11 protein-coding genes are annotated in these 11,975 nt (G+C 53.1%); 9 read left to right on the forward strand and 2 right to left on the reverse strand.

What is annotated here, in order from left to right:
- The first annotated feature begins 401 nt into the window (after positions 1–401).
- The 9 genes from HUU59_05555 to HUU59_05595 are packed head-to-tail and all read left to right on the forward strand — an operon-like array spanning position 402 to position 10,457.
- Positions 402–1,766 (forward strand): glucose-6-phosphate isomerase, encoded by a 1,365-nt coding sequence (locus HUU59_05555; protein NUO18896.1) that lies wholly within the window; start codon positions 402–404, stop codon positions 1,764–1,766.
- A 1-nt stretch (position 1,767) separates the two neighbouring features.
- Entirely contained in the window at positions 1,768–2,970 is a 1,203-nt protein-coding gene (locus HUU59_05560; protein ID NUO18897.1) for an AAA family ATPase, read from the forward strand.
- Between the two features lie 8 nt (positions 2,971–2,978).
- Complete coding sequence (locus tag HUU59_05565; protein ID NUO18898.1) at positions 2,979–3,437, forward strand: hypothetical protein; 459 nt, start codon at positions 2,979–2,981, stop codon at positions 3,435–3,437.
- Positions 3,419–4,006, forward strand: coding sequence for a hypothetical protein (locus HUU59_05570; protein ID NUO18899.1), 588 nt, complete (start codon positions 3,419–3,421; stop codon positions 4,004–4,006). The genes HUU59_05565 and HUU59_05570 overlap by 19 nt, the downstream gene beginning before the upstream one ends.
- A 26-nt stretch (positions 4,007–4,032) precedes the next feature.
- Positions 4,033–4,530: a glutathione peroxidase gene (locus HUU59_05575; GenBank protein ID NUO18900.1), complete on the forward strand. Its 498-nt coding sequence runs from the start codon at positions 4,033–4,035 to the stop codon at positions 4,528–4,530.
- Positions 4,527–6,002 (forward strand): hypothetical protein, encoded by a 1,476-nt coding sequence (locus HUU59_05580; GenBank protein ID NUO18901.1) that lies wholly within the window; start codon positions 4,527–4,529, stop codon positions 6,000–6,002. Before HUU59_05575 ends, HUU59_05580 begins: the two co-directional genes overlap by 4 nt.
- Positions 6,003–6,030: 28 nt before the next feature.
- Positions 6,031–7,287, forward strand: coding sequence for a hypothetical protein (locus tag HUU59_05585; GenBank protein NUO18902.1), 1,257 nt, complete (start codon positions 6,031–6,033; stop codon positions 7,285–7,287).
- Positions 7,288–7,292: 5 nt separating this feature from the next.
- The gene (locus HUU59_05590; GenBank protein ID NUO18903.1) at positions 7,293–8,912 is read left to right on the forward strand and encodes a bifunctional metallophosphatase/5'-nucleotidase; all 1,620 of its coding nucleotides are present in this window, start codon (positions 7,293–7,295) and stop codon (positions 8,910–8,912) included.
- 42 nt (positions 8,913–8,954) lie between these two features.
- On the forward strand, positions 8,955–10,457 hold the full coding sequence (locus tag HUU59_05595) for a lamin tail domain-containing protein (protein ID NUO18904.1): 1,503 nt from the start codon (positions 8,955–8,957) through the stop codon (positions 10,455–10,457).
- 52 nt (positions 10,458–10,509) lie between these two features.
- On the opposite strand, the gene HUU59_05600 is transcribed toward HUU59_05595, so the two are convergent.
- Positions 10,510–11,337, reverse strand: coding sequence for an SRPBCC domain-containing protein (locus HUU59_05600; protein NUO18905.1), 828 nt, complete (start codon positions 11,335–11,337; stop codon positions 10,510–10,512).
- A gap of 13 nt (positions 11,338–11,350) precedes the next feature.
- Positions 11,351–11,932: a helix-turn-helix transcriptional regulator gene (locus HUU59_05605; GenBank protein NUO18906.1), complete on the reverse strand. Its 582-nt coding sequence runs from the start codon at positions 11,930–11,932 to the stop codon at positions 11,351–11,353.
- Positions 11,933–11,975 lie beyond the last annotated feature (43 nt).

Consider the following 11,975-nt stretch of genomic DNA (forward strand, 5'->3'; position numbering starts at 1 on the left):
AAATAAAAAATTCGCTGACCTCTCTTCCGTTCCATGCAACAACCCAAAAGGAGGCCATCCCATAACGGAACAGCTTCCGGAGATCTACGAGGTTACATCGAACGGAAGAAAAGTTAGCGAATTTTCGCTTGTGGTCTCTCGTTTCCGAATTGCCTCGGAGTATAGGTATCTTTTTCCAGCTTGTCAAGGGATTCTTGCCTCGTAACTGCAATAATTCCGTGCTTATGGTGAGCAGTGGGTGATTCCGGAGTCATAGTGCAAATGACAGACCTCGCTTGACCCACGGATCGTCGGAAAGAGGGGCAAAAAGGGCTGATTTGCCTTGAAGTCCTGCATAAATTTCGCTATAATGTTGAGTTCCGGAAACTGATTTTTCTCGACTTGGCCTGGGAGGGCCGCACATGTCACTGACCGTAAATTTCGGCTACGCATATTCGAAGAAGCTGGCCGGCCACGGGATTGCCAATGAAATGCTGAAGCCGGCACTGGAACGTACGGCCAAGGCAATCGATCATATTCGCACTGACCGAGCGGCGGATAAACTGCCCTATCTGAACTTGCCCGAAGACGGCAAGACCAAACAAGCCTGCAAGGAGCTTGCGGCGAAGTTTGACGGATACGAGAATTTCCTGCTGTCGGGCATCGGCGGAAGTTCGCTGGGACCTCTGGCGATATTCAACGCGCTGGCTCACCCGCTGCACAATTTGCTTTCCGGAGCCAAGCGCAAGAATCATCCGCGTTTCTTTGTTCTGGACAATGTTGATCCCGTGCAGGCGGACGCGCTGTTCAATTTCTGCAAGCCGGAAAAAACGGTTTATAATATCATTTCCAAAAGCGGTGCCACGGCGGAAACGGCCGCGGCCTCACTGATAATTTTCGATCTGCTCAAGAAGCGGATGGGTGACGAGTGGAAAAAGAATCTCGTCTGCACGACGGATCCATCAAGCGGCGACTTGCGCAAACTCTGCAATGACGAAAAATTGCAGACGCTGCCTTTGCACCCGGGAGTCGGCGGCAGATTCTCCGTCTTGACTCCCGTGGGTTTGTTTCCGTCCTATTGTCTTGGCTTTGACGTGGACGCGATGCTTGCCGGAGCGGCGGAAATGCGCGAACGCTGCCTCGATAGCGACGTGCAGAAGAATCCCGCCGCGCAACTGGCCGCGCTGCTCTATCTTTTTGACAGCACACAGCACAAGAAAATGCACGTGATGATGGCCTATGCGAACGGGCTCTACGGCATGGCCGATTGGTTCAGACAATTGTGGGCCGAATCGCTGGGCAAGGAAGCGGACAATGAAGGCCGCATCGTCAACGTCGGCCCGACTCCGCTGAAAGCTCTCGGCGCGACCGACCAGCATTCGCAGGTGCAGCTCTACATCGAAGGCCCATATGACAAGGTGTTCCTGTTCCTCGAGTGCAAGAAATTCGGCAAACGGCTAAAACTGCCCGAGTATTACGATAACATTTCATCCTTGAACTACCTCGGCGGACAAACGATGAACAAACTCATCGCCGCCGAATTTGCCGCCACCCGCGAAGCGCTCGCTCAGCGCGGTCGTCCATCCATCACCATCACATTTCCAGAGATTGACGCTCACGGAATCGGTGAATTTTTCATGTTGTGGGAAATCACCACCTCCATCGCCGGCGCGCTCTACCGCATCAATCCTTACGACCAACCCGGCGTCGAATTAGGCAAGCAGTTGACCTACGGCTTGATGGGCCGCGCGGGTTTTGAAGACAAGGCCAAAGGGATAAAGGTGTAAGATGAACCTATCCGTACAAAACTTTCGCTCAATTAAGGACGAGACATTTGACTTGGCTCCGATAACTGTTTTCTACGGACCGAACGGATCGGGCAAGTCCACTGTCTTGTATTCCTTACTCACTTTCAAAAACATAGTTCTCAATCCGAATCAACAAGTTTCCGGTTTTTTTAATTACGGATTTATGAATCTAGGAGGTTTTGAGAGTGTTGTTTTCGATCATCGAAAATCTAAAGAAATACTGTTTAAGTTTGAATTAGGCGGTTTTGAGAACTCTGTTTCTCATGAAGTTAAGTTTGGTCAAAGCGCGGGTACATTTAGCTTAAAAGTATTTCCAGATTCTCTTAAAACTCCCTTACAAATTCATGCAGAAGTGACATTCCCATATCCTTTGAATCAGGCTTCGATTGGCGAAGCTGATTTCAAGAAAGGAGGCTCCACAAAAGTTACGTGGAATGGAATCGACACTAAACAAGTTTCTGGCACCACCGGTTATGAAACATTCTTCCCAGGAATTCAAGAACTTGCAAACAAAGTATCATCTTGCCTGCGCAATGTCGTAATGGTCCCATTGAAAAGAGGCTTTTCGAAACCATCTTACTCTTCAATCCCCGTGACCCCGCTTCTTGCGACAGAAGATGAAATTGCAACGATGTTGTCTACTGACAAGTATTTGGTTGCAAAAATAAGCAGCTATCTTGAGAGTATAACTGGAAGGGACTTTCGACTTAACGTTCAGCCCGGCACTGCAGTGTTTTCACTCGATGCTTTGGACAAAAGAACTGGCATTGCTTCTGAGTTAGTTAATGAAGGGTTTGGTATTAATCAGCTAGTTCACATGCTTGCGCGCTGTCTAGTGCCAGATGCATCAATTGTTTGCGTTGAGGAACCTGAGATTCATCTACATCCTAGCGCAGTTCGTGCCCTTGCTCAATCGTACGTTAAGATGACAAAAGAAGAGGATAGAAGTTTTGTCGTCGCGACTCACAGTGAAGTATTTATTTCTACTATGCTTGCTGAAATAGCGAGAGGTGCGATGAAGCCCAATGATTTAAGTTGTTATCTGGTAACAAAAGACGGCAAAGCGTCCAAATTCGAGAAACAGGAAGTGAATGAGAAAGGGCAGATCTCAGGGGGGTTGCAAGCCTTCGCGCAAGCGGAGCTTGAGAACACAAAAATCTTGCTTGGAATATCTGACGAGTAAGCTGGGGCATGCGGATCGTAATCAATGACTGGCTCATCGAGGATGCGCTGGGGAACAACGGAGAGCATCGACAAGGACGTTCACTATTGGTCTTTGAAAAGCTTACGCTTCGCGAGGACGTCCTTGTTGTCCTCGAGAACAGCAGTTGGACGAGGAAAGCCTATCTGATGTGGACGAAGAAGGACCTCGGTGCAAGGCGAGTATCAAAGATGTTCATGGGATCTGTTTGGGAGGACTCGTCGAATTGCCAAAGGATTCCAAAATTAGAGAGTTTTGAGTTGCCTGAGTCTTTACTTCATGTAGATGAAGATGATCACTATTTGATAGAGGCCTACCTAAACGGAAACGCAGATTTGCTTGTTACAACAGACGACCAGCTTATTGAATTCTGCAAACAATCTAAAGATCCGATTGTTGTCGCTATTCACCGCGACGACTTCCTCCGCTCATGGAACATCGCGCCCTAATCATACTTCTTGTCGCGGTCTTCTTCTCCGGTTGCGCGCACACATTCATAATCGAAAAAGACGCGCCGCCGCAAAGATATGCGGAAGCGGACAAGTTTCTGCACGACAAACCGGCCACAGTAAAGATGCATGCCGGAAGCACACTGCACGCGACCGACGTGTTTATCGGGCCGGACTCGACGGTGTTTCGGATTGACGGTGCGACAGACCGGATTGTCGTGATGAATGACCGCATTCGCTCGATTGCCACGCAGGACGTCCGCAAAGGCATCAAAGACGGTGCGCTGATTGGCGGCATTACTGGCAGTGTGCTCGGGCTGATTATTGGCGGCATGATTGCGGCGATTGATCCGGATTATGTGGAAGAGACAGGGCCTGAGTCTCAACCGTATGGACACTTTCAAGACAAGGAGAACGACGCTGTTGTGATTATTCAAAGCGTCGCGGCAGGCGCGATAATCGGCGGCACTTTCGGCGGATTAATCGGCAGTCAATCCGGCACAATGCACAGCGTAGAGTTTTACAAAGACCCGAAAGATCCGCGAAGATGGGAATATTTGCCACGATAACTAATTTGATGATACCGCTTGCAATTATGGCTTCCGAATTGACCACCATCCCCTTTCAAACCAATTCCGGTGACACAACGACGCTTGAGGCTTTCAAGGGTCAAGTGGTGCTCATCGTGAATACCGCCAGCGAATGCGGGCACACTCCGCAATACGCGGGGTTGGAAGCCATTTACGAGAAATACATGCATCGAGGTTTCACAGTCATCGCTTTTCCCTCCAATGATTTCGGCCAGCAGGAACCGGGGACGGACGCGCAAATCAAAGAGTTTTGCACTACCACCTACGGTGTGAAATTCCCGTTGATGAAAAAGATTCCGGTGCTGGGCGAGAACAAGCATCCGCTCTACAGATATCTGGTCGAGCACAGCGAGCCCGCCGAGGAAGTTCCGTGGAACTTTACGAAGTTTCTGCTGGACAGAGACGGCAACATCGCCGCGCGCTTTCACTACAAAGTGCAGCCGGATGCACCTGAAGTAATCGCGAAAATTGAAGCATTGCTGGGAGAGAAACCATCGGAATGACACGCAGTCCGGTTTTTCGGCCAGCTTCGGATAAGTATCTTCCCCTGTTATTCGCCGTCTTGCCGATGGCAGTAGTCATCTGGGCAACGCAGCTGTGGGGCATTGCGGTAACGCACGAGCAATTCTCGTGGCTGAAGACTGCGCGCGACCTTTCCGCCGGCGCAAAGTTCCAATTCGCGGCTGCGGAATTTCCGGCCGGACCGCTGTGGCCACTATTGCTATCGTTGTTCGCGAAAACCGGACTTGAAATCGAGTTTGCCGCGCGCTTCTGGCAGTCGCTGATGCTCGGCTTGCTGCTCTATACCATCACGAGATTCTATTTGCGGCATTTGCTCTCGCGCGTCGTCGTGGCCGGAGCTTCGCTCGCGGCCTGCATGGGGGTGTTGCTCTTTTCGGAAGCGTTTTCGCTCTCTCCTCTGCCGACTGCTCTCTTGCTGTGCACTTTGGGACTGCTGGCGCTGGCGAGATTTCTGCTTGAAGAGGAGAATCTTGCTTTTGCCGCCGCAGCACTATGTTTCGGAGTGGCGGGCTTGATTTGGCTTCCGGCGATCGTGATTTCCTCTGGCTGCGCACTGGCGATTCTTCTGGGCGGACGCGGCAATCTCGCGCGGCGTGGTTCAGCCGTGATATTTTTCAGTGCCGCCGCACTCGCGCCGTCACTCTACGTATTCTCTCAGATCAGCGCACCGCATATCGAGCTGTTCGGCGGAATACTTCCCGCAATAGATTCGATATCCGCATGGACAATGCGGGCAAGCTGGCCGCTGTGGGTGCGCGTGATTGCAACACTCGCGATTCTAGCCGGATTACTGTATGTCTATCTTACGACGCGCGGCCCGGCGGGAATCGGTCCCGCGTTAAAGCGGCGTGAGCTGCAAGTTTGGATTTTGCTCTGTTTCGTCTGGCTTGCGCATCTTCTGCTTTTTCCGCTTGCCACGACAATGGTCGTGCTGATTCCGGCGTTCGTGCTTTGGCCGGCGTTGGGAATTGACAGCTTCCGTGATTTTCAGCCGGTATCCAGTGCGTGGTCTGGCAAGGGCACGGCCGTCGCGGTTTGGTCGTGTGTCGTGCTGCTCCTTTTTCCCGTCTGGCAGACGGGAGAGTTCGCATGGCAATCATTTCAAGCGGGCGGCGGAGTGCGCGGTTTTGACTACCAGAGTTCGTCCCTGCTGATGGAGCTTCGAGATGAATACAATACGCCGATTTACAGTGACCGTTCCGATTTACTTGCCTATGCTCTGCGCCGCGACGTGCGCGCGCTGCCCCAAGACTTGACAAAACTTGAATTGGTCGAGAGCAGAATCGTGATTCTGGGTGACTCCTGTCCGCCCGGCATCTGCAAAGATGATTCGGCTCATCCGACGCTGCAATTTACTTCGAAACTTGCCGCACGCGAAGGTTTGCTCTACGACGTCACCTTCCGCGCACCGGAACCCGCCTTGACCGCTTCGGATTCTCTCATCGTTCCGTAATCTTATTCACTTATCATACTGTTCACCTATGAAGTCGCTCAGCACTTTTGTCACCGTTTTATTGTTGGCCGCTTGCTCATTTGCACAAGCTCCGATGCCGGATGACGGCGCGGGAACCAGACCCGGTTCGTTTTCGGCGCGATCGCTTGGGCTTGGTCACACCTTCCTGACGAATCAATTAGGCAATGCGGCGCTGATGGGCAATCCCGCTACGATGGCTTTTCAAACTGACAAGTGGCTCGTGGGCTTCAATGCGGATGTATCGCGCATCAAGGAAACCCGCTCCTATCCGTTTTATGACGCGTTCGACGGAGTGCTGGGATACAACAACTATGCGCTGAATGACCACGTTTACTCCAAGCTGGACGGCGGCGCCTCTTACCGTGTGAAACAGAATGAGCTTGAATCCTTCGTCATTTCTCTCGGCAGCTATTCGGCCTATCAATTTGATTACACCTATCACGAAGAGGTGCGCAATCGTTTCACCTCGGGCGGTGTGCAGGATTTGGTGCTGGGCAAGAACGTGCTCGAAGTGACCGGTGATTTGCGCGCGTTCACATTGGGAGCGGCCGCCAAGCAGGGCAAGATGGCAATGGGATTCAGCTTGTCCCTGCTCACGGGTGATTGGGGTTACGACAACGGCGTGTTTTACGCGAATCCCGATTCGCTCGACCAATCGCAGCACGTGGATTACTCGCTCGATGGCATGCCGGTTGATGTGAATTTTGGCGGAACCTATGACATTAACGAGCGCGTGCGGGTTGGTGCGCGTGCGCTGTTTCCGACCGGCAAATTGAAATATGAAGTCAGAAACAACATCACGATAGGCGACAGCACGACGAGTACGACCGCAGATGGCCGCGTTACCTATCCCGCGCATATTGCAGCGGGAGTGCAGTACCGTCCGCAGAACGAATACCGTCCGCAAGTCTATTTCGAATCCGAGCTGCACACGTTCAGTCAGGTGGACGATGGTTTGAACGACGTGCTGGAGTTTCGCGCAGGCGCGGAGCAACAGATTGTGCCGGGCACACCGGCGCGGTTTGGAATCGTCTATGCCACATCGCCGTCGGACAAGGATCGCGCGACGACGCTGTTCACGGCGGGCATCGGCTTCACGCTGCGCAGGATGCACGCGGATTTCGGATTGGAATTCGGCGAGATGAACTACGCGGCGGATGATTTATTTCCGCAATCGCTTTACGGCGAGACCGACCGTGAAGACCGTGACCGGGTGGAAACGGCGGTGTTTCGCGGCATGATGTCGCTCACGTGGGAGCTCTAGAGTTTATGAAGAGAAGTTTGATTTGCATAGCGCTGTTGGTGGTCGCGGCGCAGTTTGCGCAGGCGGAAACCTACAAACTGGTCATCTGTAACACAAATGACGTACACGGCGGCGTCGATTCGTCGAAGGCGACGTTTATGAATCCGGAGTTTCCGCCGGAGCTCGGCGGCGGCGCTTCGCTGGCAACGCTTGCAAAGCGATTGCGGCAGCACGCACAGGAGAACGGCAAGGGCTTTCTGCTGCTCGACACGGGTGATATTTTTCAGGGTACCCTCGTGGGCACGAAGAGCGAAGGTGAAGCGGTGATGCGCTTCATGAACGAAGTGAAGTATGACGCTTGGGTGCTCGGCAATCATGAGTTTGACCTCGGCCGTCATGTGCCTGAGAAGTTAATCAGGATGGCGGAGTTTCCCACGCTGTCCGCGAATACCTATGATATCACGAACGGGGACACGACGAATTTTTGCGGCACGTATATCATCAAGGAATACGGTCCGCTGAAAGTCGGAATCATCGGGATTACGACTTCGGGAACGGAGCGCGCGAGTTTTGAAGAGAATGTGCGGAATCTTTATTTCGCACCGGAAACAACAACTCTCGAAAAGTATCGCGACAGTTTACGCGCGCTGGGCTGCAATGTCATTATCGCGGCCTGCCATTTGGGACTGCCGTTTGACCGTTGGGATGCGTGGGACGACCTCGAACGCCGTGAGAAGGAGGGGTGGAAATCACCTTATGTTCGCAACTCCTTTGAATTGGCGCGCCGGGTGCCGGGAATAGACATATTGTTCGCCGGCGATATTCACGTCGGGTATGTCGAGCCCTGGGTTGACCCGGTGACGCATACGCCGTGTTTTCAGGGGTACGGCCGGGGGACGAATCTGATGGCCGTGGAATTTGAGTTTGACGTGGCGACGGGACAGCTCTTGGGGTGGAAGAATTTTTCCGACGAGAGTACACTGATAACGCTGTTCTCCGATCAATTTCCGCGCGACCGGGAGATTGCGGAGTGTATTGACACGGTTGTGGCTCGCGTGGAGGTCGGATTCAACGATGTAATTGGCAAGGCTGAACAGCCGATAACACGCATCGGCGAAGCGGAATCCGCCTTGGGTAATCTGGTGTGTGATGCCATGCTGTGGCGGCTAAAAGGAGATATTTCCATCACGAACAAAGGCGGCGTACGTACGGACTTGCCGGGCGGGAATTTGACTCCGCAGGATGTTTTTAATGTGCTTCCGTTTGACAACACACTCGGCGCGGTGGAAGTGACGGGCGCGTTTATCAAGGAGATGATCGAAGACAAGGTCGCCTACGGTGGCAGCGGCTTGTATGTGGGCGGTATGCGCGTGAAGGTTGACCGCACGCGCGAGCGCGGCGACAGAGTGATTTTGCTGGAAATCGGTGGAAAGCCTGTCGAACCGGACAAAACCTACAGACTCGTGACGACGGATTATCTGCTGGAAGGCAATTCCGGCATGGAGAAACTCTCGGCATTGCGCAGTCAAGCGGCGGTGGAATCCGGAGTCTATATGCGTGAGGCGGTCATTGAGTATATCAAATCGCACATTGAGCCGCTCCGTCCGAAACTGGACGGCAGATGGCAGTTCGTGGACAGAAGCTAAACAGAAATTTCTATTTTCATAAGATAAATCAGGAGACGAAAGATGCGTTTGAAAGCGGTTTTAATGTTGTGTCTGCTTGCGCCGATGGCATTCGGACAGGTGATGATCAACGAGGTTCTCTATGACAATCAGGGGACCGACGACACGAACATTCTCTATACCGAAATTTACGGTCCGGCAGGGACGGATCTTGACGGCTGGTCGTTGGTTGGAATCAACGGCAACGGTGGCGCGGTATATTTTACGGTGAACTTGACCGGCACGATTCCGAATGACGGATATTACGTCGTCGGCGGATCGGCGGTGCAAAACGTTGATCAGGTTTCACCGCACGATTGGCAGAACGCTGGCAGCGCGGACGCGGTGTCCTGCGACGGCATAGATTTGCGCAACGCGCAGGGGCAAACGGTTGACCATCTTTGCTACGGACAGTGCGATGCGGACGACAATTGCACGGGCGAAGGCGGCACGAACGCTCCGGATCCGTTTCCGTCACAGGGTGTGAACTATCCTCTGGCGCGTATTCCTGATCATTCGGATACGGACAATAACGCGACGGACTGGGCGAGCGCGGACACTCAAACTCCGGGCGCGCCGAACAGCGGCGAACCGTGCGATCCGATTGTCGCGATCCTTGAAGATTTGCGCGAGAACGACGACAACGGTGTGCCGACTTTGCTCGGTGAATTTGTTGTTGTGCGCGGCATCGTGAATGTCAACAATTACACGCTGGACAGCCTGACGGAATCGAACTTCTTTATTCAGGATGACAACGCGGGAGTTAACGTGTTCCGCGGCACAGTTCCGGCAGGGATTACGGAAGGCGACTGCGTGGAGGTATCGGGCTGGGTCGGTCAGTTCAACGGGTTGACAGAGATTCTCGCTTCAGGCGCGGGTAATTGCACATTCCAAGTCGAGGTACTCGAAGGAACGGGCGAGATAACTCCTCTGGTGTTGACGGGCGCATCCTTCCTCGAAGCATTTGAAGGCATGCTGGTCGAAGTTCGCAATGTGACGATTGTCGGCGGCGATCCGTGGCCGTCGGGTTCGGGTCAGAATGCGAATATCACAGTGACGGACGGAGCGGGAACGCTGACGATTCGCTTTGACGGAGATTCGCAGGCAGGCACGGCTCCGCAGCCGTCGGGTCCGTTCACGGTGCGCGGCATCGTGACGCAGTTTGACAACAGCTCTCCTTATACGGACGGCTATCAAATCACATTGCGCTATCCAACTGACGTGATTGCCGGATCGGCGGTCGGCGATGAACCGCTTGCGATGGCGGAGAGTTTTGCATTGGTGAACAGCTATCCGAATCCGTTTAACGGAATCGCGACGCTCGAGTTTGCGGTCGGCAGCGCGCGCGACATCAACATTACGATTACGGACGTGCTGGGACGCGAAGTGTATGCGAACCGGATGAGCAACCTGACACCGGGCACACATCGTATGCAGTGGTCACCGGAAGGAGCGGCCGGATTGTATTTCGTTCGCGCGACATCGGCCACGACAGTGCAGACGAGCAAACTGCTTTATCTGAAGTAGCATTCGACGCGCTGGTTTCATAAGCGGGCGGCCATGCGGCTGCCCGTTTTTTTTATGCCGGTTGGGCAAGCGCGGCGGCGAATCTTTCGTGAAAGAGTTTTTCGATTCTCACGGCACGCTGCTCGTCCATGTCGTAAAGGGCAAGCCAGGCAAAAAAGAAACGCTGACCGGCACCGATGCGAAAGAGACCTTGATTCAAACTCTCGATGACGCCCGCGAATTGGTCGTGGCCGTCCGGTTCGAGTTGCACGACTTTCCCTTGAATGATTTCGGACTCATTCAGTGGGAAACGAAAGGTATCGCCGACTTTGAAGCTGCGAAGGCTCTTTTCCGCAAACAGACCGGTGGAGTCCGCGAGATGTTTGTAGGGATTCGTAATACCGTGTTCGGCGTAATTGAGTGCCGTCCAGATGAGGCGGCGCTGTTTTCCGAAGTGATGTGTCAGATAATGTGAAAGCGAGAACAGTTCATAGTTCCAGCCGCCGAAGTAGGAATCGAACTCATCATCCCATTTGGCGTCAGTTGAGAAGCCGGAATGAACCATCGTCAGTTTGGTTTTGCCTTTGCCGGTGGTGATGACAAACTCGCAGAGGTAGTCGAGTCCCTCTTTGGCGACGGTTTCAGGCCGGGGAGCGAAGGCCAATCTTTTGTCAGGTTCCCAGATGGTGATACGGTCAATCCACTCGAAATCAAAGAGCGGCTTCCAATCGAATTGAATTTCGCCGTTCACTTTTCCTTCGACACGCGCGCGCAGACTGAACCAGTTGGCGATTTCTTCGGGGTCGGTGAGAGCTCTCCAGACATCCTGCGGTGCGAGATCAAATTCAAATTCGCCGATTATGGCGCGGTGATTCCCTTCGATTTGCTTATAGACCGGCATGGTTGTTCCCCTTTTAATCATCTTTGACGATTGGATACGCTCCGAACATCCACGCGAATTTCCGCGAGTCGGGAGCATCATTATTGTATTTTGCGGTGATGCGAGTCAGTGCATCGGTGACTTCAGCAGCGAATTTCGCGCGTTCGTCGGCGCTCGCAAAGGAAACTTCGGCAGAGAAAGTCAGTGTCGCGACTTTCTTTTTTTGCTCCGTGGCTTTTTGCATCACACGGCCGAGGTCACGAATCAGACGCGCAGCGGTAGCGAGCAGAAAGTTAGCCGAGAGTTTGTCAGGTTCACGTTCCGGGGCAGGCGCCATTTTGCCGAGAACATCAGGGCTGAAGTAGAGCACATCGTTGGTGCGCACGAGCACCCGTTCGATGCAGTTTCCCCGCCTGCGGTCTTCGACGTGCTTGATGAATCCGCGTTTTTCAAGTTCACGCAGGTGATAGTTGATTTGCTGGCGCGGACGATTGGTAATGCGGGCAAGCGAACTGGCGGAATGGGACTCTTTCAGGAGGTCAAGCAGCTCTTGTCGCTCCTGATTGAGGATTTGAGCGGCGACTTCGAGGTCGGAGATAATTCTCGCGGCGTTCATGGGTGTAATTTACAACCGAAAAATTAATTTGTCAAGAAGAATT

Source organism: bacterium (genome assembly GCA_013360195.1).
GTDB lineage: Bacteria > Electryoneota > RPQS01 > RPQS01 > RPQS01 > JABWCQ01.

Excerpts from the sequence above, each read along its gene's own strand:
- HUU59_05600 (NUO18905.1), bottom strand. The coding sequence starts at position 11,337 with ATGCCGGTCTATAAGCAAATCGAAGGGAATCACCGCGCCATAATCGGC.
- HUU59_05570 (NUO18899.1), top strand. The coding sequence starts at position 3,419 with ATGGAACATCGCGCCCTAATCATACTTCTTGTCGCGGTCTTCTTCTCC.
- HUU59_05595 (NUO18904.1), top strand. The coding sequence starts at position 8,955 with ATGCGTTTGAAAGCGGTTTTAATGTTGTGTCTGCTTGCGCCGATGGCA.
- HUU59_05555 (NUO18896.1), top strand. The coding sequence starts at position 402 with ATGTCACTGACCGTAAATTTCGGCTACGCATATTCGAAGAAGCTGGCC.
- HUU59_05565 (NUO18898.1), top strand. The coding sequence starts at position 2,979 with ATGCGGATCGTAATCAATGACTGGCTCATCGAGGATGCGCTGGGGAAC.
- HUU59_05580 (NUO18901.1), top strand. The coding sequence starts at position 4,527 with ATGACACGCAGTCCGGTTTTTCGGCCAGCTTCGGATAAGTATCTTCCC.
- HUU59_05575 (NUO18900.1), top strand. The coding sequence starts at position 4,033 with ATGGCTTCCGAATTGACCACCATCCCCTTTCAAACCAATTCCGGTGAC.
- HUU59_05560 (NUO18897.1), top strand. The coding sequence starts at position 1,768 with ATGAACCTATCCGTACAAAACTTTCGCTCAATTAAGGACGAGACATTT.
- HUU59_05585 (NUO18902.1), top strand. The coding sequence starts at position 6,031 with ATGAAGTCGCTCAGCACTTTTGTCACCGTTTTATTGTTGGCCGCTTGC.
- HUU59_05590 (NUO18903.1), top strand. The coding sequence starts at position 7,293 with ATGAAGAGAAGTTTGATTTGCATAGCGCTGTTGGTGGTCGCGGCGCAG.
- HUU59_05605 (NUO18906.1), bottom strand. The coding sequence starts at position 11,932 with ATGAACGCCGCGAGAATTATCTCCGACCTCGAAGTCGCCGCTCAAATC.